The organism is Variovorax sp. Varisp46 (assembly GCF_059491885.1).
This window is the reverse complement of record NZ_CP168515.1, coordinates 4,839,227-4,860,052: the sequence shown is the minus strand read 5'-3', so window position 1 is coordinate 4,860,052 and position 20,826 is coordinate 4,839,227. Positions and strand designations below refer to the sequence as shown.

Annotated in this window: 19 protein-coding genes; 10 read left to right on the top strand and 9 right to left on the bottom strand. The window is 67.1% G+C overall.

Features of this window, described 5'->3' with window-relative positions; all coding sequences use genetic code 11:
* The first annotated feature begins 11 nt into the window (after nt 1-11).
* The 3 genes from ACEN9N_RS23025 to ACEN9N_RS23015 are packed head-to-tail and all read left to right on the top strand — an operon-like array spanning nt 12 to nt 3,166.
* Entirely contained in the window at nt 12-1,202 is a 1,191-nt protein-coding gene (locus ACEN9N_RS23025; RefSeq protein ID WP_007830539.1) for a sugar ABC transporter permease, read from the top strand.
* A 1-nt stretch (nt 1,203) separates the two neighbouring features.
* Nucleotides 1,204-2,001 carry an ATP-binding cassette domain-containing protein gene (locus ACEN9N_RS23020; protein ID WP_007830541.1) on the top strand — a complete coding sequence of 266 codons (798 nt, stop codon included), beginning with the start codon at nt 1,204-1,206 and terminating at the stop codon, nt 1,999-2,001.
* Between the two features lies 1 nt (nt 2,002).
* A complete protein-coding gene (locus ACEN9N_RS23015) occupies nt 2,003-3,166 on the top strand; it encodes an ROK family transcriptional regulator (RefSeq protein ID WP_007830543.1) in 1,164 nt (387 codons plus the stop codon).
* 4 nt (nt 3,167-3,170) lie between these two features.
* Here ACEN9N_RS23015 and ACEN9N_RS23010 read toward each other — a convergent pair whose 3' ends face one another.
* A complete protein-coding gene (locus ACEN9N_RS23010) occupies nt 3,171-4,442 on the bottom strand; it encodes a helix-turn-helix domain-containing protein (RefSeq protein WP_007830549.1) in 1,272 nt (423 codons plus the stop codon).
* A gap of 143 nt (nt 4,443-4,585) precedes the next feature.
* Between ACEN9N_RS23010 and ACEN9N_RS23005 the strand changes: the two genes are divergently transcribed.
* Nucleotides 4,586-6,700, top strand: coding sequence for a PQQ-dependent dehydrogenase, methanol/ethanol family (locus tag ACEN9N_RS23005; RefSeq protein WP_495654606.1), 2,115 nt, complete (start codon nt 4,586-4,588; stop codon nt 6,698-6,700).
* 109 nt (nt 6,701-6,809) lie between these two features.
* Here the strand turns inward: ACEN9N_RS23005 and ACEN9N_RS23000 are convergent, their stop codons facing one another.
* A complete protein-coding gene (locus ACEN9N_RS23000) occupies nt 6,810-7,784 on the bottom strand; it encodes a tripartite tricarboxylate transporter substrate-binding protein (RefSeq protein ID WP_007830551.1) in 975 nt (324 codons plus the stop codon).
* Between the two features lie 305 nt (nt 7,785-8,089).
* Between ACEN9N_RS23000 and ACEN9N_RS22995 the strand changes: the two genes are divergently transcribed.
* On the top strand, nt 8,090-8,659 hold the full coding sequence (locus tag ACEN9N_RS22995; protein ID WP_007830552.1) for a type 1 glutamine amidotransferase domain-containing protein: 570 nt from the start codon (nt 8,090-8,092) through the stop codon (nt 8,657-8,659).
* Between the two features lie 122 nt (nt 8,660-8,781).
* Nucleotides 8,782-9,789: a hypothetical protein gene (locus ACEN9N_RS22990; protein ID WP_495654605.1), complete on the top strand. Its 1,008-nt coding sequence runs from the start codon at nt 8,782-8,784 to the stop codon at nt 9,787-9,789.
* Here the strand turns inward: ACEN9N_RS22990 and ACEN9N_RS22985 are convergent.
* From ACEN9N_RS22985 to ACEN9N_RS22955, 7 genes are all read right to left on the bottom strand, one after another.
* Nucleotides 9,780-11,030, bottom strand: coding sequence for a phenylacetate--CoA ligase family protein (locus ACEN9N_RS22985; protein WP_495654604.1), 1,251 nt, complete (start codon nt 11,028-11,030; stop codon nt 9,780-9,782). The genes ACEN9N_RS22990 and ACEN9N_RS22985 overlap by 10 nt on opposite strands.
* 252 nt (nt 11,031-11,282) lie before the next feature.
* The gene (locus tag ACEN9N_RS22980) at nt 11,283-12,095 is read right to left on the bottom strand and encodes an ABC transporter ATP-binding protein (protein WP_007830556.1); all 813 of its coding nucleotides are present in this window, start codon (nt 12,093-12,095) and stop codon (nt 11,283-11,285) included.
* Between the two features lie 87 nt (nt 12,096-12,182).
* Nucleotides 12,183-13,514 carry an ABC transporter substrate-binding protein gene (locus tag ACEN9N_RS22975; protein WP_007830557.1) on the bottom strand — a complete coding sequence of 444 codons (1,332 nt, stop codon included), beginning with the start codon at nt 13,512-13,514 and terminating at the stop codon, nt 12,183-12,185.
* 54 nt (nt 13,515-13,568) lie between these two features.
* Nucleotides 13,569-14,633, bottom strand: coding sequence for a branched-chain amino acid ABC transporter permease (locus ACEN9N_RS22970; protein WP_495654603.1), 1,065 nt, complete (start codon nt 14,631-14,633; stop codon nt 13,569-13,571).
* A gap of 3 nt (nt 14,634-14,636) precedes the next feature.
* Entirely contained in the window at nt 14,637-15,566 is a 930-nt protein-coding gene (locus tag ACEN9N_RS22965; protein ID WP_495654602.1) for a branched-chain amino acid ABC transporter permease, read from the bottom strand.
* Between the two features lie 15 nt (nt 15,567-15,581).
* Nucleotides 15,582-16,415 (bottom strand): ABC transporter ATP-binding protein, encoded by an 834-nt coding sequence (locus ACEN9N_RS22960; RefSeq protein ID WP_495654601.1) that lies wholly within the window; start codon nt 16,413-16,415, stop codon nt 15,582-15,584.
* Nucleotides 16,412-18,409, bottom strand: a complete 1,998-nt coding sequence (locus ACEN9N_RS22955) for an AMP-binding protein (protein WP_007830561.1) — start codon at nt 18,407-18,409, stop codon at nt 16,412-16,414. Before ACEN9N_RS22955 ends, ACEN9N_RS22960 begins: the two co-directional genes overlap by 4 nt.
* 42 nt (nt 18,410-18,451) lie before the next feature.
* Between ACEN9N_RS22955 and ACEN9N_RS22950 the strand changes: the two genes are divergently transcribed.
* From ACEN9N_RS22950 to ACEN9N_RS22935, 4 genes are read left to right on the top strand one after another with little or no spacing between them, the layout of a single operon-like run.
* Nucleotides 18,452-19,222, top strand: a complete 771-nt coding sequence (locus ACEN9N_RS22950) for a Crp/Fnr family transcriptional regulator (RefSeq protein ID WP_007830562.1) — start codon at nt 18,452-18,454, stop codon at nt 19,220-19,222.
* Entirely contained in the window at nt 19,219-19,689 is a 471-nt protein-coding gene (locus tag ACEN9N_RS22945; RefSeq protein WP_495654600.1) for a hypothetical protein, read from the top strand. Before ACEN9N_RS22950 ends, ACEN9N_RS22945 begins: the two co-directional genes overlap by 4 nt.
* 59 nt (nt 19,690-19,748) lie before the next feature.
* Nucleotides 19,749-20,513, top strand: coding sequence for an SDR family NAD(P)-dependent oxidoreductase (locus tag ACEN9N_RS22940; RefSeq protein WP_495654599.1), 765 nt, complete (start codon nt 19,749-19,751; stop codon nt 20,511-20,513).
* 26 nt (nt 20,514-20,539) lie between these two features.
* Entirely contained in the window at nt 20,540-20,797 is a 258-nt protein-coding gene (locus tag ACEN9N_RS22935) for a hypothetical protein (protein ID WP_495654598.1), read from the top strand.
* Nucleotides 20,798-20,826: the final 29 nt, after the last annotated feature.

Below are 20,826 nucleotides of genomic sequence, written 5' to 3'. Positions count from 1 at the left end.
CACCTTCAAAAATGAGCAATGAAACTCCGGGCTGGTGGCGCCGCACGGGCATCGACCTGCGGCTGATCCTGATGTGCGTGCTGCTGGCCGTGATGGCGGTGGTGTTCAGCGTCATGTCGGGCGGCGTGTTCCTGTCGCCCGAGAACCTCTACAACGTCGCGCAGCAGACGGCCGTGGTCGGCATCGTCTCGACCGTGATGGTGCTCGTCATCGTCGCGCGCCACATCGACCTGTCGGTCGGCTCGGTGATGGGCTTCGTCGGCGTGCTGATCGCGTACCTCCAATACACCTCGGGCTGGTCGTGGCCCACGGCCTGCCTCGCGGGGCTTGCCGTGGCACTCCTCGTGTCGATCTATCAAGGCTGGCTCACGGCGGTGCTCGGCGTGCCCTCGTTCGTGGTCACCCTCGGCGGGCTGATGTCGTTCCGCGGCGCGGCCTTCCTCGTGGCCGACGGCAAGACGCAGCCGGTGAACGACGAGTTCTTCCAGCGGCTGGGCGGCGGCTACGACGGCGGCATCGGCGTCACGGCGAGCTGGGTGCTCGCAGGGCTGGTCGCGCTGGTGCTGTTCGGGCGCATGCTGCAGAAGCGCCGCGCGCGCCAGCGCTACGAGATGCCGACCGAGGCGCTGTGGCTCGACGTGCTGATCACCGCGGTGCCGGTGGCGGTGGTGTTCGGCTTCGCGTGGGTCATGAACAACTACCAGATCTCGTCGAAGAGCGAGCCGCAGGGCATTCCGATCCCGGTGCTGATCTGGGCGGTGGTGGCGATCGTGCTGTCGTTCATCGTGCACCGCACGCGCTTCGGGCGCTATGTGTTCGCGATGGGCGGCAACCCCGATGCCGCGGCGCTGGTGGGCATTCCGGTCAAGCGCGTCACGCTGATGCTGTTCGCGCTGCTGGCGGTGCTGGTCACGGTCGCGGCCATCGTGTCGATCGCGCGGCTCAACGCGGGCACCAATTCGCTGGGCACGGGCATGGAGCTGTACGTGATCGCCGCGGCCGTGATCGGCGGCACGGCGCTGGCGGGCGGCAGCGGCTCGATCTTCGGCTCGGTGCTGGGCGCGCTGATCATGCAGTCGCTCGACAGCGGCATGCTGCTGCTCGACGTGCCGATCGGCAAGCGCATGGTCATCATCGGGCAGGTGCTGATCGTGGCTGTCGTGTTCGACGTTCTGTACCGCCGCAAGTTCGGGGAGAACTGACATGGCCGACATCGACAAGACAAAACCGCTCGTCGAGCTGCGCGAGATCCGCAAGGCCTTCGGCGGCGTCAAGGCCGTGGATGGCGTGAGCGTGAACCTCTATCCGGGCGAAGTGGTCGCGCTGCTGGGCCACAACGGCGCCGGCAAGTCCACGCTGATGAAGATGCTCGCGGGCGCCTACCCCATCGACTCGGGCGACACGCTGATCGCGGGCGAGAAGGTCCACATCCGCACGCCCGCCGAAGCGCAGGCCCAGGGCATCGAGACCATCTACCAGACGCTCGCGCTGGCCGACAACCTCGACTCGGTGTCGAACCTCTTCCTCGGCCGCGAGAAGATGACGCCGTGGCGCACGCTCGACGATCACTTCATGGAAGTGCAGGCGCGCAAGGTATTCCATCGCCTCAACAGGAACTTCACCAATATCCGCGTGCCGGTGCGCCGGCTCTCGGGCGGGCAGCGGCAGGTGGTGGCGATCTCGCGCGCGCTCTACTTCAATGCGCGCATCCTCATCATGGACGAGCCCTGCGCCGCGCTCGGCCCGGAAGAAACCGCGATGGTCGGCGGGCTCGTGAAGCAGCTCAAGGCCGACGGCGTGGGCATCTTCCTGATCACGCACGACATGCCCGACGTGTTCTCGCTGAGCGATCGCCTCGCGGTGATGAAGAACGGCAAGCTGGTCGGCACCTACCGCACCACCGATGTGACCGAGGACGAAGTGCTCGGGATGATCATTGCCGGCAAGCGGCCCGAGGGCAAAGAGCAGGCCCATCACGCCGAGACTGCAGCGCTCTCCTGATGTGACCACCATCGGCGACCAGCAACTGTTGAAGCGCATGAACCGCAGCGTGCTGCTGCGGCTGCTGCGCGCGCAGCCCGGCCTGTCGCGCGCGCGGCTGGCGAGCGAGAGCGGGCTCACCAAGTCGACCGTCAGCCTGCTGGTGCGCGAGCTGCTCGACGAAGGTTGGCTCAGCGAGGCCGGCGCGACGGTGGCCGACGGCATGGGCCGGCCTTCGACGCCGCTGCAGATCAACGTCGGCGTGCGCGCGCTGATGGGCGTGGAGATCGCCGTCGAGACCGTGCGCCTCGTGTGCGTATCGCTGCAGGGCGAGGTGCTGCACGCCGACACCCGTGCGCTGACCGACGGCTCGCCGGCCGGCGCGTGCGCGCAGGTCGCGCGCATGGCCGCCGCCGCGCACGTGGTGCTCGAGCGGCTCGGCCTGCGCCTGTCGAGCATCGGCGTGTGCGTGCCGGGCGCGGTGGACGACTGCACCGGCGTGGTCCGCTTCGCGCCCAACTTCGGCTGGCGCAACGTGAGCCTGCTGCCTGCGCTGGAGAAAGCCTTTGCCGCCGTCGGCCTGCCCGGCGTCACCGTGCAACTGCAGAACGACGCCGATGCGGCCGCGCTTGGCGAGTACGAGTTCGCGGCGAGTGAAGGCCAGGACGGCGAAGACCCTCTGATTTTTGTCAACTGCGACGTGGGCGTGGGCGCCGGCGTGGTGCTGAACGACCGGCTTTTCACCGGCGCGCAGGGCATGGCCGGGGAGATCGGCCACACCATCCTCGAACTCGACGGGCCGTTGTGCTCGTGCGGCCGCCGCGGCTGCGCCGAGGCCTTCTTCGGCTCGCGCGTGCTGGAGCGCGAGGGCGCCGACATGCAGCGCGCCGCGGCCTTCTTCGGCGTGCTGCTGCAGAACCTGTGGGTCACCTTCAATCCGCGCGCGATCGTGCTCGGCGGCAAGGCCTGCGCCGACCATCGCGGCTTTGCGCAGGCAGCGTTCGAGAGCGTGAAGCGCCACGCCGACGGTGCCGGCATGCCTCCGCCCGACCTGCGCACCGCGCGCTATGGCGCATTGGCGCCCGCAGTGGGCGCGGCCGCGCTGGCGCTGCACGAGTACCTGCGGCCGCTGCAGCCCGACGCAAAGGCACGCCGCGCGCGTGCGCTGGCGCGCGCCGCGGCCTGATCGATCAGGCCGGCGACGCGCCTTCTTCCGCGCCGTTGTTGTCGCGCCAGCCGTGCAGCCGCCGATAGAGCGTGCCGCGCGACACGCGCAGCTGCCGTGCCGCCTGCGACACATTGCCGCCATGCGCGGCGAGCGTTTCCTCGATCAGCTTGCGGCTGTGCTCGCGCAGCGTCGCCTGCGCAGGAGACGCGGATTCGACAAGGTTCGTGCACTCGCAGGCTTCGGGCGCCTGCATCCGCGCATCGTCCTGCCGCTCGATGGCCAATGGTGCCGCCTCGCCGGGCATCGCCACCGCATGCCTGAAGTCCGCGCCGTCCGCGCCCTTCAGCCGTGCCTGCACCCACACGCCCAGCCCGCTCGCAAGCCGCAGCGGCTGCGCCGCCTCGCGCCGCCCGAGCCGCAGCAGGCTCGCGAGGTCGTGTCCCAGCAGGTATTCGACGTCGCGCTCGTCCGCCGCCTCGGGCAGCCGCCCGAGCAGCCGCGCGCCCGCGTTGTTGAGCCAGGCGATCGTGCCGTCGGGTGCGACGCCCGCCAGCGCTTCGAGCGGCGTGCCCAGCAGCGTGGGGCTGGCCTGGAAGCGCAGGATCAGGTGGTCGCGCGACTGCGCCTGCAGCAGCCGGTTCTCGATCGTCGTGGCATGGAGCGCTACCATCGACGCCGCGTCGAAGCCGAAGCGGCGCGCCTCCACCGTGAGGTCGAGCACGCCGGCGAGCTGCCCCGCCACGTCGCGGATCGGCGCCGCCGCGCACTGCATGTGGCCCAGCACGTCGAAATAGTGCTCGGCGCCATCGACCGCGCAGGCCTGCCCGGTGCTCGCCACGATGCCCGGCGCCGTGGTGCCGACGACGCGCTCGGAGATGTTCACGCCCACGCGCGATGTCTTGCGCAGCACCGGCTGGTGCGCGGCGGCGGGCTGCTGCGTGACGTGCACCACCACGCCCTCGCGGTCGGTGAGGATCACGCGGCAGTCGGTGCCCGCGAGTGCATGCTCCATCTGCGCCAGTTCCTGGCGCGCCGCATCGAGCAGCTCGCGGCTGCGCGCGAGCGTGGCGTGCAGGCGGCTCGGCGTGACCGCGTCGAAGGTCACGATGCGCTGGCGGTCGGTGTGCGTGCGGCTGCAGCGCATCCACGACTGGATCACCGCCTCGCCCACGAGGCCCGAGGGGCGCACGCCTTCCTCGAAGAACTGCTGCCGCGCGAGCGCCACGCGCTGTGCGGGCGTGTTGGCAAAGAGCTGGCGCGGCGCGTCCGGCGTGCCGATTCTGTCGAGGGCCATGGGTTCGCTGCCTCCCTGGGTGGGGTCGGGGTCGGGACCAGCGCTGAATGTGTTCCGCAATGGAACAGCGCCGGCCTGGGGAAATCCCGGGGGTGAACCCGGAGCCCGCGCGCACGATCCTTGAGGGACAAAGGAGACCTGCGATGAAAAAAACACACTCCGGGCTGCTCATGCTGGCCGGCGCCTTGCTGTGCCTGGGCGCATCGATCACGGCCTCGGCCCAGAACGCACAGGACCGCGCAGCCGCTGCCACCAAGCGCGTCGACGGCAGCTTCATCCGCGCCAACGCGGCGCAGAAGAAGACGCCCGACTGGCCCAGCGTCGGCCTCGACTATTCGGAGTCGCGCTTCAGCAGGCTCGACCAGGTGAACGCCGGCAACGTGAAGCAGCTGGGACTGGTCTGGTCTTACAACCTCGAATCCACGCGCGGCGTGGAAGCCACGCCGCTGGTGGTGGACGGCATCATGTACGTCACCGCCTCGTGGAGCGTGGTGCATGCCATCGACACGCGTACCGGGCAGAAGCTGTGGACCTTCGATCCACAGGTCGACAAGTCCAAGGGCTTCAGGGGCTGCTGCGACGTGGTGAACCGCGGCGTGGCGATCCACGAGGGCAAGGTCTACGTGGCGGCCTACGACGGGCGGCTCATCGCGCTCGACGCGGCCACCGGCCAGAAGGTCTGGGAGAAGAACACCATCGAGGGCCAGAAGGGCAGCTACACCATCACCGGCGCGCCGCGCGTGTTCAAGGGCAAGGTCATCATCGGCAACGGCGGCGCCGAGTACGGCGTGCGCGGCTACGTCACCGCCTACGACGCGAAGACCGGCGACCAGAGGTGGCGCTGGTTCGTGGTGCCGGGCGACCCGGCCAAGCCCTTCGAGGACGAATCGATGGCGCGTGCCGCCAAGACCTGGGACCCGAGCGGCAAGTACTGGGAAGCCGGCGGTGGCGGCACCGCGTGGGACAGCTTCGCCTTCGACCCCGAGCTCAACCTGATGTACGTGGGCACCGGCAACGGCTCGCCCTGGTCGCACAAGGCGCGCAGTCCCAAGGGCGGCGACAACCTGTACCTCGGCTCGGTGGTGGCGCTCAATCCCGACACCGGCAAGTACGTGTGGCACTACCAGGAGACGCCGGGCGACAACTGGGACTACACCTCCACGCAGTCGATGATCCTGGCCGACATGAAGCTCGGCGGCAAGCCGCGCAAGGTGCTGCTGCATGCGCCGAAGAACGGCTTCTTCTTCGTCATCGACCGTACCAACGGCAAGTTCATCTCGGCGAAGAACTTCGTCGAAGTGAACTGGGCCACGGGCTATGACAAGAACGGCCGTCCCATCGAGATCGCCGCGGCGCGCGACACCACCAAGCCCGGTGACTCCATTCCGGGGCCGTTCGGCGCGCACAACTGGCACCCGATGTCGTTCAACCCGCAGACCGGCTTCGCCTACCTGCCTGCGCAGCACGTGCCGATCAACCTGATGGACGACAAGGACTGGAAGTTCAACGAGGACGTGCCGGGCCGACCGCACTCGGGCCTCGGCTGGAACCTCGGCAAGTTCGCCAATGCCGAGCCGCCCAAGAGCAAGCCCTTCGGCCGTCTCGTGGCCTGGGACCCGGTCGCGCAGAAGGAAGCGTGGGGCGTCGACTACGCTTCGCCATGGAACGGCGGCACCCTCACCACCGCGGGCAATCTCGTGTTCCAGGGCACGGCCGACGGTCGCCTGCTGGCCTACGACGCGAAGACGGGCGAGAAGCTGTGGGAAACGCCCACCGGCACCGGCGTGGTGGCGGCGCCCTCGACCTACATGGTCGACGGCAAGCAGTACGTGTCGGTCGCGGTGGGCTGGGGCGGCGTGTACGGCCTCGCGCAGCGTGCCACCGAGCGTCAGGGGCCCGGCACGGTCTACACCTTCGCGGTCGGCGGCACGGCGAAGATGCCGGACTTCGTTCAGTACCGCATGGACAAGCTGGTGCAGGGCGTGAAGTACGACCCCGCGAAAGTGCAGGCCGGCACCATGCTGTACGTGAGCAACTGCGTCTTCTGCCACGGCGTGCCCGGTGTGGACCGCGGCGGCAACATTCCGAACCTCGGCTACATGGATGCGGCCTACATCGAGAACCTCGACAAGTTCATCCTGAAGGGCCCGGCCATGGCGCGCGGCATGCCTGACTTCACGGGCAAGCTCTCGGGCGACGAGATCGAGAGCATCAAGGCCTTCATCCAGGGGACGGCTGACGCCATCCGGCCGAAGTAGCCGCAACGAAAAAAGCCGCCGTCCTCAAGAGTACGGCGGCTTCTGCGAATTCAAATCCAGGAACACCGCGGAACCGGCTTTGCCGCGCCGCCTGGGGGGCGAGCAACAGCTAGTCGGCGTACACGCCAGCCGCCTTGATGATCGGGCCCCACTTGGCGATCTCGGCCGAGACGAACTTCTTGTGCTCGGCCGGCTCGGTGCGCTTGTCGGTCGTGATCACCGCGCCCAGCGCCTCTTCGCGCTTGACGAAGCCCGGGTCCTTCATCGCAGCCTTGATGGCCTCGTTGAGCTTCTTCAGCACCGGCGCGGGCGTGCCCTTGGGCGCATACACACCGTGCCAGATCGTCACCTCGAAGCCCTTGAGGCCCGACTCGTCGAGCGTGGGCAGGTCCTTCAGGGCCGGCGTGGTCAGGCGCTTGCTCGTGGTGACCGCATAGGCCTTGACCTTCTTGGCCTCGATCTGCGAGGTGGTGTTGGTCGTCTGGTCGCACAGCAGGTCGATCTGGCCGCCCAGCAGGTCGGCGATGGCCGGGGCCGTGCCCTTGTACGGCACGGGCGTCATCTCGACCTTCAGCGCGCTCTGGAACAGCAGGCCGCACAGGTGCGAGGCGGCGCCCAGGCCGGCGTTGCCGAGGTTGATCTTGCCCTTGTTGGCGGCGATCCAGGCCGTCAGTTCCTTGTAGTTGTTGGCGGGCAGGCCGGGCTTGCCGATCAGCGTCATCGGCACTTCGTTGACCATGCCGAGGTACTCGAAGTCGTTCTCGACGTTGAAGGGCAGCTTGCGGTAGAGCGCCGGCATCGTCGACATGCCGATGTGGTTCAGCAGCAGCGTGTAGCCATCGGGCGCGGCGCGCGCTACCTTGGCGGTGCCGATGGAGCTGCCCGCGCCCGCGGTGTTGTCCACCACGATGGTGGTGCCGAGCGTCTTCTGCATGGCTTCCGCCAGGTCGCGTGCGACACGGTCGGTCGGGCCGCCGGCCGCGAAAGGCACCACCAGCGTGACGGTCTTGCCCGCAGGGAAATCCTGGGCGTGGACACCGGCGGCTGCGGCGGCAATCGCCGCGAGGGCGAACAGTTTCTTCATGACGTCTCCGGGAGGGGGATAAAAAGGCCGCGATCTTAAAGGCTGACCACAGCCTGACCTATACCGGATAGCCCTTAGAGGCGGCCCGGGGGCCGAGGGCGCCCGGGCTCGACGATTCCTTCGGGTGAAATATGTCTGCCCTGCGGAATCGGGCAAACAAATCCTGCGGCTCGTAAGAGGAGTTTGCCGCCTGTCGAACTGTCCGACAGGCGGATCCGGCGCAGGACGATGCGGGCGAGGTGGGCGTGGCCTAGGGTGAATCTTCATTGCTTTTTTTATGCAGCAACCCCGAAGGAGATTCACTCATGCCCATCACCTCCTCTTCCCTCGACGGAATGAAGGTCGCCATCCTCGTGTCGGACGGCTTCGAGCAGGTCGAGATGACCGAGCCGCGCAAGGTGCTCGACGGTGCCGGTGCGCAGACGCAGATCGTCTCGCCGCTCGCCGGCACCGTGCGCGGCTGGCACCACCATGAGCCTGCCGACAGTTTTGCGGTCGACGTGCCGCTGAAGCGCGCCGACGCAGGTGACTTCGACGCGCTGCTGCTGCCCGGTGGCGTCATGAACCCCGACGCGCTGCGCATCGACGAGAAGGCCGTGGCGTTCGTGCGCGCCTTCGTCGAAGCGGGCAAGCCCATCGCGGCGATCTGCCATGGGCCGTGGACGCTCATCGAGGCGGGCGGCGTCAAGGGACGCAAGATGACCTCGTGGCCTTCGCTGCGCACCGACCTGAAGAACGCCGGAGCGAAGTGGAGCGACAAGGATGTCGTGGTCGATCAGGCGCTCGTGACGAGCCGCAAGCCCGACGACCTGCCGGCATTCAACCGCGAGATGACGAAGCTCTTCGAGCTGGCGCACGAGCCTGAGCTTCATTGACCGACGCGGCTGGCCGCGTGGCGCATTCGTGCACTGAACCTGCACCGCACACGCGCCGTCATCCGATACCCTTGCTCTCTTCGCATGCAGCGGCATGCGCCCTGCAAGGCGAAAGTATTCCAATGACGGCAACCCCTTCTCACGCACGTGCGCGGCGACTGCCGCGCGATCTCGCGCTCGTCACCGTGGCCATCGGTGCCGCGATGCTGGCGGTCAACATGGTCATGCTGCTCTGGCCCGACTCGCCTGACAGCGAGCAGCTGCGCAGCACCTATGCCCTTCCGGGCGTGTGGATTCCAATGGTGTTCAGCGTCGGCATGGCCTGGTTGCTGGCAGCGGCGCTGGCCTGGAGCCATGGGCGCAACGCGCTCGAAAAGCGCGGCGTGGACAGCGTGGCGCAGCTGTCCCATCTCCGCAGCCGCTATGGCGCGGCATACGCGGTGGTGCTGGTGCTGAACTTCTACGCGCTGAGCCCGCTGCTCTACGAAGTGCAACTGCTCTTCATGCCGGGCGGCCGCCTGCAGGACTTCTTTGGCCCGGATTCCATGCGCACTGCGATGGCCGCGTTCATGTTCCTGCAGTCCGTTGTCCAGCTGATCGTGCTCGTGCTCGGTGTGTGGGTTGCAGCCTGGTTCGCGCTGAGGGCAGGCCGTGCCGCACCCTCTGCCATGCAAGACGACGAAGCCATCGGCTCATCGCCACGTCGCGCCGTGGCGTTGGTGGGTGCCTCGCTGTTCGCGTCGCTGCAGATGTGGAGCGGTGTGGTCGTGAGCCGCTGGACTTCCGTGGCGAGCGGCATGGAGGGGCTCGAGCTGCTGCTCGCCTGGATGGTGCCGCCGCTGGTGGCCTTCGCGCTCGCGTTGTGGGGCGGGTGGCTCGGCGCCAGCGCCGGGCTGGTGCGTGTGCGCCCTTTCAGGGCCGTGGCGGCGGCGGTGCTGGCCTTCGTGCTGGTGCAGGCGAGCTGCATCGCCATCGCGCTGGCGTGGCTGGTACTGTCGATGTGGGCGCGCGGCCATGACTCCGCGGGCGGGCTCATCGGCTTCGCCCTGGCGCTCGTGCTGGCCTATTCGGTGCTCGTGGTGGTGCTGATGCGCGCCACCACGCGCGGGCTGTACCGCCGCTACTTGTAGCTGCGCACGTCGTCGATCACCTTGCCGTCGTTGGGCAGTTCGCCTGCGCCCACGACGACCACTTCGCCGCGTAGCTTGGTCACTTCGCGAATCGCATCGCCCACGCGGGCCTGAAACCCTATGGGCACGGCGCCCGCGCATTCGAGCGTCAACGTCATCTTGTCGTCGCCCATCTCGCCCGACACCACAAGCCGCGCGCGCCGCGCCTCGGGAAAGCGCCGCACGATCTCGGCCACCTGCGAGGGATGCACGAACATGCCGCGCACCTTCGTGGTCTGGTCGGCGCGGCCGAGCCAGCCCTTGATGCGCTTGTTGGTGCGGCCGGTGGGGCAGGTGCCCGCGAGCACGGCCGAGAGGTCGCCGGTGCCGAAGCGCACGAGCGGGTAGTCGGGGTTGAAGCTGGTGACGACGATCTCGCCGACCTCGCCGTCGGGCACGGGATCGCCGGTGCCGGGGCGCACGATCTCGACCAGCACGCCTTCGTCGATCACCAGGCCTTCGCGCGCGCTGGTTTCGTAGGCGATGAGACCGAGGTCTGCCGTGGCGTAGCACTGCGTGCCCTTCACGCCATGCGCGGCAATCCAGTCGTGCAGGCTCGGCGGAAAGGCTTCGCCCGACACCAGCGCCTTGGTGAGCGAGGGCAGCTTCATGTCCTTCTCCGCAGCTTTCTCAAGCAGGATCTTCAGGAAGCTCGGCGTGCCCGCATAGCCTTCGGGCTTCAGGTCGGCGATGGCCTCGAGCTGCTGTTCGGTCTGGCCGGTGCCGCCCGCGAACACGGTGCAGCCGATGGCGCGCGCGCCGCTTTCCATGATGGAGCCCGCGGGCGTCATGTGGTAGCTGAAGCTGTTGTGGATGAGTTCGCCGGCGCGAAAGCCCGCCGCATGCAGCGCGCGCGCGGTGCGCCAGTAGTCGCGGGCCTCGCCCTCGGGTTCGTAGATGGTGCCGGGGCTCGCGAAGATGCGCAGCATGCGAGGCCCGCGCACGATGGAGGCAAAGCCACCGAACGGATCGTCCGCGCGGCGTGCCTTCTGCAGCTCGAGCAGTTCGGATTTGCGCGTGACAGGCAGTTTGGCGAGGGCTTCGCGCGTGGTGATGTCGGCGGGCTTGACGCCGTCGAGGATCTTCGCGAACGCCGGTGCGGCGGTCTGCGCTTGCGCGATCTGCTTCGGCAATGCGGCCAGAAGGTCGCGCTCGCGTTCGGCGGGGTCGCGGATTTCAAGCTTGTCGTAGTGGTCGGTCATGTCCGTCCCCTTTGTCTTTCAATTCGGTTTTCCAACTACGCTGGGGTTGTGCGGGGCGCGTGCACAGGCCGCCGGGTACTCCCCTCCGCGAATGTCCCCCGCACTTCGGGCTCCTCAACGACTGCTCTGAACGATCACGTCGGCGGTGGGCTTCTTTTCGCGAAATAAAGGAGGAGCCCGAAGGGCGGGGGACATTCGAGAAAAGAAGCACGCCGTCGGCGTGAGCGCGCCCCGAAGAACCACGCACATCTGTCAAGCCAACCACCTCTTGCGCCGCTTGTAGCTCTTCACATCGCGGAAGCTCTTGCGGTCCGCACCGCCAACGCCGAGGTAGAACTCCTTCACGTCCTCGTTCTCGCGCAGGCTCTGCGCCGCGCCGTCCATCACGATGCGGCCGTTCTCCAGGATGTAGCCGTAGTCGGCATAGCGCAGCGCCATGTTGGTGTTCTGCTCGGCCAGCAGGAAGGTCACGCGCTCCTTGGCGTTGAGGTCCTTCACGATCTCGAACACCTCTTCGACGATCTGCGGCGCCAGGCCCATCGAGGGTTCGTCGAGCAGCACCATGCTCGGATTGGCCATCAGCGCGCGGCCGATGGCGCACATCTGCTGCTCGCCGCCCGAGGTGTAGGCCGCCTGCGAAGTGCGCCGCGTCTTCAGGCGCGGGAAGTACGCGTAGACCTTCTCCAGCGTCTGCTGCACCGCGGCCTTGCCATCGGTGCGCGTGTAGGCGCCGGTCATCAGGTTCTCTTCGATCGTCAGGTGCGCGAAGCAGTGGCGGCCTTCCATCACCTGGATCAGCCCGCGCTTCACAAGCTCGGCCGGCGACAGCGCCTCGATGCGCTCGCCGCGCAGCTCGATGGTGCCCTTGGTGACGGCGCCGCGTTCGCCCGCGAGCAGGTTGCTCACCGCGCGCAGCGTGGTCGTCTTGCCCGCGCCGTTGCCGCCGAGCAGCGCCACGATGCCGCCATCGGGCACGGTCAGCGACACGCCCTTGAGCACGAGGATCACGTGGTTGTAGATGACCTCGATGCCGTTGACGTTGAGAAGGATGTTGGGTTCGCTCATGGTGTGGTCCGAAGCATTCGAAAGAACAACGACGACGCTGCTCTTTCGAATGACGGCTCTCGCGAGCCGCCACGGATCAGCTGCGCGTCAGGAGCTGCAGTCCGCCGCTTCGCGGCGCGTCAGCTTCTTCTCGCCTGCGTACTTGTCGGCGGCGGCCTTCACCATCGGCTTGATGATCTGGCTGTCGGCCTCGTACCAGTCGGACATGCCGCCCCACTTGGCACCGTCCCAGGTGTGCACGCGCGCCCAGGTCGAGCCCATGTGGTCCTGGCACGAGGTGCTCACCGGGCGCATCACGCCCGAGAAGCCCAGCGCGTCGAGCTTCTTCTGGTCGAGCGCGAGGTTCTCCATGCCCCAGCGCACCTGCTCGCCGGTCATGACCTTGCCCTTGCCGAAGCGCTCTTGCGCGCGCCGCACGGCCTCGATGCCGAGCATCTGGATGATCACGCCGCGCGTGTAGAGCACCGAGCCCACTTCTTCCTTCGGCCCCGTGCCCTGGCCCTTGTCATGCACCTGCTTCAGGATGTCCTGGATCACCTTGGGTTGCGTGCCCGAGGTGTTGAGCGCGAGCGCGTTGTAGCCCTTGGCGTTGGCGCCCACGTCCTTCACGTCGGGTTCCGCGCCGGCCCACCACACGCCGTACATCTTCTCGCGCGGGTAGCCCGTGGCCACGGCCTCCTTGAGCGCGGTGGAGTTCATCACGCCCCAACCCCACAGCAGCACATAGTCGGGCCGCTGCTGGCGTACCTGCAGCCAGGCCGACTTCTGCTCCACGCCGGGTGCGGTCACCGGGATCAGCGAGAGCTCGAAGCCGTTCTGCTTCGCGCGCTCCTGCAGCAGCGGAATCGGTTCCTTGCCGAACGGCGAGTCGTGGTACACGAGGGTGATCTTCTTGCCCTTGAGCTTGTCCATGCCGCCTTCCTTCTTCCCGATGTGCTGGATCAGGATGTCGGCCGCGGTCCAGTAGGAGCCCATCAGCGGGAAGTTCCACTTGAAGACGCCGCCGTCCTGCGAGGCCGAGAGGCCGTAGCCCAGCGTGATCAGCGGAATCTTGTCGGTCGGCACCTTGTCGGTCAGCGCGAAGGTGATGCCGGTGGCCTGCGGGTCGAACAACGCCACGCCGGGGTGGCCCTTCAGGCGCTCGTAGCACTCCACGCCCTTGTCGGTGGCGTAGCCGGTCTCGCACTCTTCGTACGCGATCTTCACGCCGTTGATGCCGCCGGTGGCATTGATGTACTTGATGTAGTCCTGCTTGCCGTTGGCCCAGGGCGTGCCGTTGGGCGCATAGGGGCCGGTGCGGTACACCAGCAGCGGGAAGAACTGTTCCTTGGCCTGTGCCTGCGCGAGCGAGGGCGCCAGCAGGGCGCCGAGGGTGCTGGCCACCAGGGCGGCGGTCAGAGCGAGCGATTTCAGTTTCATGCCTGTCTCCTTATGTGGGCACCTCGGTGCCGGTTTTTACGTACGAACGGGAATTCAGTGGGGGAAGGGCCAGAGCCGCAATTTCTCCTTGGCCGTGGACCACAAGCGCGCCAGCCCGTGCGGCTCCACGATCAGGAAGAACACGATCAGCGCACCGAAGATCATGGTCTCCAGGTGCGAGGCCAGCGCGGTGGAGATCGAGAAGCCCAGCCACCCCGGCAGCTGGTTCAGAAAGAGCGGCAGCAGCACGATGAATGCGGCGCCGAAGAAGCTGCCCATGATCGAGCCGAGCCCGCCGATGATCACCATGAACAGCAGCTGGAACGAGCGGTCGATGCTGAACGCCGCCGGCTCCCACGCACCCAGGTGCACGAAGCCCCACAGCGCGCCGGCCACGCCGACGATGAAGCTGCTCACCGCGAAGGCCGTGAGCTTGGCGTACACCGGTCGGATGCCGATCACGGCGGCGGCCACGTCCATGTCGCGCATCGCCATCCACTCGCGGCCGATGGCGCTGCGCACCAGGTTCTTTGCAAGCAGCGCGAACACCGCCACGAAGATCAGGCAGAACAGGTACTTCTGCACCGGCGACTCGATGGGCACGCCGAACACGTTGAGTCCCGCCACGCTCACCGAACCCGAGGACGAATTGTTGGTGAACCACTGGATGCGCAGGAACGCCCAGTCGGTGAAGAACTGCGCGGCCAGCGTGGCGACTGCAAGGTACAGGCCCTTGATGCGCAGGCTCGGAATGCCGAACAGCACACCGATCACCGTCGCGCACAGGCCGCCCAGCAGCAGCGAGGCAATGAGCGGCATGCCGTCGATGCGCACCTGGAAGTTGTAGGCCGCGTACGCGCCCACCGCCATGAAGGCACCGGTGCCCAGCGAGATCTGCCCGCAGTAGCCCACGAGGATGTTGAGGCCCAGGGCCGCGAGCGAAAGAATGAGGAAGGGCGTGAGGATGGCGCGCATCCAGTAGTCGGACACGCCGATCGGCACCACGACGAAAGCCACGAGCAGCAGCACGAGGATCGCGAGGCGGTCCTGCGCGATCGGGAAGATCTGCTGGTCGGCGCGGTAGCTCGACTTGAACTGGCCGTTTTCTCTATAGAACATTGCTCAGACCCGATCGATGATTTTTTCGCCGAACAGGCCTTGCGGGCGAACCAGCAAGAAGACCAGTGCCAGCACATAAGCAAACCAGATCTCGATGCCGCCACCAAGCATGGGGCCGAGATAGATTTCGGACAACTTCTCGCCCACGCCGATCAGCAGGCCGCCGATGATGGCGCCCGGAATCGATGTGAGCCCGCCGAGGATCACCACCGGCAGCGCCTTCAGCGCCACCAGCGAGAGCGAGAACTGCACGCCCAGCTTGGAGCCCCAGATGATCCCGGCCACCAGTGCCGAGAAGCCGGCCACCGACCACACGATCACCCAGATGCGCTTGAGCGGGATGCCGATCGACTGCGCGGCCTGGTGGTCGTCGGCCACCGCGCGCAGGGCGCGGCCCGTGGCCGTCTTCTGGAAGAAGATCGCCAGCACCACCACGAGCCCTGCCGCCACCAGCGCGGCGATCAGGTCTTCCTGGCTCAGCAGCAGCCCGCCCTGGAAGGTGCCTTCGAGCACCATCAGCGGCTCCTTGGGCATGCCCACATCGATCTTGTAGATGTCGTTGCCGAAGATCGTCTGGCCCACGCCGTCGAGGAAGTAGGCGATGCCCAGCGTGGCCATCAGCAGCGTGATGCCTTCCTGGTTCACCAGCTTGCTGAGCGCGAGCCGCTCGATCAGCCAGGCCACCAAGACCATCACCGCCATCGCGGCAACGAATGCCAGGATGTTCGCAAGGATCTGGTTCTGGAAGCCGAACCACAGCGGGAACCACTCGGAGAAGCGTGCCATGGCCAGCGCCGCGAACAGCACCATCGCGCCTTGTGCGAAGTTGAAGACGCCCGAGGCCTTGTAGATCAGCACGAAGCCGATGGCGATCAGCGAATAGAGCATGCCGACCATGAGGCCGCCGAAGAGGGTTTCAAGAAAAAAGCCCATCGTGTTCTTTCGTGATCAGTGCTCGACGCCGAGGTAGGCGCGGATCACGTCTTCGTTGTTGCGCACTTCATCCGGCGTGCCGTCGCCGATCTTCTTGCCGTAGTCCAGCACCACCACGCGGTCGGAGATGTCCATCACCACGCCCATGTCGTGCTCGATGAGCACGATGGTCGCGCCGAACTCGTCGTTCACGTCGAGGATGAAGCGGCTCATGTCCTGCTTCTCCTCCACGTTCATGCCCGCCATCGGCTCGTCCAGCAGCAGCACCTGCGGCTCCATCGCGAGCGCGCGGCCGAGGTCGACGCGCTTCTGCAGGCCGTAGGGCAGGCGGCCGACCGGCGTCTTGCGGTGCGCCTGGATTTCCAGGAAGTCGATGATGTGCTCGACGAACTCGCGGTGCGCGAGCTCTTCGCGCTCGGCCGGGCCCCAGCGCAGCGCCTGCGCGAACAGGCCGCTCTTCATCTTGAGGTTGCGCCCCGTCATGATGTTGTCGAGCACGCTCATGCCCTTGAACAGCGCCAGGTTCTGGAAGGTGCGCGCCACGCCCATCTCGGCCACCTGGCGCGAGTTCATGTGCTTGAAGGTCTGGCCCCGGAAGGTGATGGAGCCCTGCTGCGGCCAGTACACGCCGTTGATGCAGTTCAGCATCGAGCTCTTGCCCGCGCCGTTCGGCCCGATGATGGCGCGCACCTCGTGCTCGCGCACGTTGAAGCTGATGTCCGTCAGCGCCTTCACGCCGCCGAAGCTCAGCGAGATGTTCTGCACGTCGAGGATGACCTCGCCGTCCTTGCGGCCGCCTCGGGTCGTTGTTGCAAGCATGGAGGCCTCGGTGTGGTTGTGCGCGTTCATGCGGCCGCCTTGACCAGTGGAAAGCGCTTCGCGTCGACGATCTTCAGCGTGGCACTCACCGAGCCCGTGCGTCCGTCCTCGAACTTGACCTGCGTCTCGATGAACTGCTCGGTCTTGCCGCCGTAGAGCGCACTGACCAGCACCGCGTATTTCTCGGCGATGAAGCCGCGGCGCACCTTGCGCGTGCGGGTCAGCTCGTCGTCGTCGGGATCGAGCTCCTTGTGCAGCACCAGGAAGCGCGCGATCTGCGTCTCGCCCATGCCGTCCTCGCTTGCAAGGTCGGCATTCACCTTGGCGATGCAGTCGGCCACCAGCGCCAGAACCTCGGGCTTGCCGGCCAGGTCGACGTAGCCGCCGTACGCCAGCCCGCGGCGCTCGGCCCAGTTGCCGACGGCCTCGTAGTCGATGTTGATGGCGGCGCACACTTCGTCGCGGCCGTTGCCGAAGCACACGGCTTCCTTGATCTGCGGGAAGAACTTGAGCTTGTTCTCGATGTAGTTGGGCGCGAAGATCGCGCCGCCCACGAGCCGGCCCACGTCCTTGGCGCGGTCGATGATGCGCAGGTGGCCCTCGCTGTCGAGCACGCCCGCGTCGCCGGTGTGGAAGTAGCCGTTGGCATCGAGCACCTCGGCGGTGGCGTCGGGGCGCTTGTAGTACTCCTTGAGCACCGACACGCCGCGCACCAGCACCTCGCCGTCCTCGGCGATCTTCAGCTCGATGCCCGGCGCGGCCGTGCCCACGGTCTGCAGCTTGACCTTGCCGTCCTGCTGCAGGCACACGTAGGCGCAGGTCTCGGTCTGGCCGTAGAACTGCTTGAGGTTCACGCCGATGGAGCGGTAGAAGCGGAACAGGTCGGGCCCGATGGCGGCACCGGCCGTATAGGCCACGCGGATGCGGCTCATGCCCAGCACGTTGCGCAGCGGCCCATAGATCAGCAGGTTGCCCAGGCTGTACATGAACCGGTCGCCGGTGCCCACGGGCGCGCCGTTGAGGATGTCCGCGCCCACGCGCTGTGCCAGGGCCATGAACTTCGCGTACAGCCAGCGCTTGGGCGCCGCCGCGTCTTCCATGCGGATCGACACTGCAGTGAGCAAGCCTTCGAAGGTGCGCGGCGGGCCGAAGTAGTAGCTCGGGCCGATCTCGCGCATGTCGTTCATCACCGTCTCGGCCGACTCGGGGCAGTTGAGCGTGAAGCCGCCCACCAGCCACTGCGCCACCGAGAACAGGTGGTCGCCCACCCACGCCATCGGCAGGTAGCTCATGATGTTGTCGCCGGGGCCGAGCCTGTCGGTCTCCACGCCGCCGCGACCCGCTGCGATGAAACTCGCATGCGTCTGGCACACGCCCTTGGGGCGCCCGGTGGTGCCCGAGGTGTAGAGGATCACGCCCACGTCGGTGGCTTCGCCGCCGGCCACGGCGCGGTCGTAGTAGCCCAGGTTGGCCTTGTCGAATTCGCGACCCAGCGCGCGCAGCTGTTCGTAGCTCATCAGCCCCGGCTGGTCGTAGTGGCGCAGGCCCTTGGGGTCGTCGTAGATGATGTGGCGGATGCCGTGCTGCTGGTCTTTTTGCAACTCGCGGCACTCGAGCAGCTTGTCGACCTGCTCCTGGTCTTCGACGACCACGAACTCCACGGCCGCGTCCTGCAGCATGAAGACCATTTCACTCGCCACCGCGTCCTGGTACAGCGGCACCGGCACGCCGCGCAGGCTTTGCGCGGCGATCACCGCCATGTAGAGGTGTGGCCGGTTGGCGCCGACGATGGCGAGGTTGTCGAAGGCCTTGAAGCCGAGGCTCGCGAGGCCGCAGGCCATTTCGCGCACTTCCTGCGCCACGGCGTTCCAGGTCCAGGTTTGCCAGATGCCGAGGTCCTTCTCGCGCACGGCGGGCGCCTCGGGTTGGGCCTCGGCATGCGCGAGCAGCAGACGGGGGAAGGTGGGGGCGGTTGTTTGCACAGTGGGCGGATCGTAGGTCTCACTTTGACGCCCGGTTGTCATTCCAACGACAATCCTAGGGACACTACTCCCCGGAGTTTCCCGATGCCTCACGGCAATCTCAACCACAACGTGCTCGGCGGTTCGATCAAGGATCGCGTGCGTCCCGCCAATGCCGCGGAACTCGAAGGCATCCCCTGGCTGCCCACGCTCACGCCCGCCGAGCGCCGCCGCGCCGAAGCCGCGCTGGTTGTGGGCGAGGCCGAGCCCGGCGACCTGGTGTGCCGCGTCGGGCGCTCGCCCACCTACTGGTTCGGCGTGGTCGAGGGGTTGCTCAAGATGAGCAACGACAACGCCGACGGCGGCTCGGTCACCTACACCGGCGTGCCGCCAGGCGGCTGGTTCGGCGAAGGCACGGTGATGAAGCGCGAGCCCTACCGCTACAACATCCAGGCGCTGCGGCGCAGCCTGGTGGCGGGGCTGCCGATCGAAAGCTTCCACTGGCTGCTCGACCACTCCATCGGCTTCAACCGCTTCGTGATGAACCAGCTGAATGAGCGGCTGGGCCAGTTCATCGCGGCGCTGGAGATCGACCGGCTCAACAACCCTGACGCGCGCGTGGCACGCAACCTGGTGTCGCTGTTCAATCCGGTGCTGTACCCGGGCGTAGGCGAGGTGCTGCGCATCACGCAGCAGGAGCTGGCCTACCTGGTCGGCCTCTCGCGCCAGCGCGTGAACGAGGCGCTGAACGGCCTCTCGGCACAGGGCCTGATCCGCGTGGAGTACGGTGGGCTGCGCGTGCTCGACCTGCCGGGCTTGCGCGCGACCGCGATGTCGAACAAGAAGAACGCCTCGGCGGAAACGGAAAACACATGACCCTCAAAGACCAGCTCCAGGTGGTGCCCGCGAACGCGGAAGCCGCCTTCATCTCGCCGTCAGAGGCGCCGAAGACGAAGGCCGAGGACGCCGACCCGACGCTGCAGGAGGCCATCGAACGCAACGAGGCGTTGAACGAGAAGCTCGATGCGCTCAACGAAATACTGGCCAAGCCGCTCAGCGAAATTCTGGCCGACCGCGAGAAGTCCGAAGAGGCCGCGCTCGCGTGGGACCGCTTCGGCGCGATGTGGATGCTCTCGCAGCGCGCGATGCGACGCGTGGCGCTCGACCTTGCGGCGCAGCTCGGCGTGAGCGAGGAAGAAGTCGTCGCGCGTGCCATGGCCAATGCCAATGCGGTACTCAACGGCGCAGACGAGGTCGACCTCGACGGCACCATCGCGCCCGCGCAGCTGCAGCACATCGCCCGCCACCGCAACTTCCTGCGCAAGCAGTTCCGTACCGGTTGAGCACCAGGGCCTCTCGATACCGCTTAACCTCCCCGCCTTCGTTCAAGAAAGAGCTTCCGATGACCGCTTCCCGCCTCACCCTTATCACCGGCGCCTCGCGTGGCCTGGGCCGTGCCATGGCCGAACAGCTGCTGCAGGCCGGCCACACGGTGCTGGGCATCTCGCGCAAGCAGGATCCGGCGCTTGCTGAGGTAGCCAAGGCCGCCGGCGCCGAACTCGTGCAATGGGAGCAGGACCTGTCCGACCCGGTCGCCGCGGCAGCCCGCGTGTCGGCTTGGCTCAAGACCATTGACGCGCAACGCTTCGACAGCGTCACGCTCATCAACAACGCCGGCACCGTCGGCAACCCCGCGCCGCTGTCCAGCGCCGTCGAGGCCGAGCTGTCGCTGGCCCTGCGCATCGGCCTCGAAGCGCCGATGCTGCTGACGGCCGCGTTCCTGGGCGCGACGCGCGAATGGCGTGGTGCACGCAAGGTGCTGAACATCTCGTCGGGCCTGGGCCGCAACGCCATGGGCAGCCAGGCGCCTTACTGCGCGTCCAAGGCCGGCATGGACCATTTCTCGCGCGCCGTGGCGCTGGAAGAAGCGAATGCACCGAACGGTGCGCGCATCGTCTCGCTGGCGCCTGGCATCGTCGACACCGACATGCAGGTGCAGCTGCGCGGCGCATCGGCCGAGAAGTTTCCGGACCGCACGCGCTTCGTGAGCATGAAGGAGGACGGCCGGCTCGACAGCCCCGCCACCGCGGCGGCCAAGGTGCTCAACTACCTGGCGCGCGAAGACTTCGGCAACAACCCCGTGGCCGATGTGCGCGATCCGGCCTGAACGCAGAAGAAGCGAGCGAGCACACCATGGCCACCGCCAAGTCGATCGACGCCAACGACTACAAGCTCTTCCCGTCGCCGAGGAACGTGCATCGCATCGTCTTCGAGCATCAGGTCTTCGTGCCGTATCCGTACGCGCTGATCGTGATGGATGAGTTCTACTTCAAGGGCCGCTACAGCCTGTTCTCGGCCTGCAGGATGAGCGACGGGAAGATGGGGCAGGTGGCGACGTTCGAGGACGCGGCGGACGTGGAAATCTTCAACAGGAAGTTCACGCCGGACTGAGCCCGGTATTTCTCCCCCTTCCGGGGGGA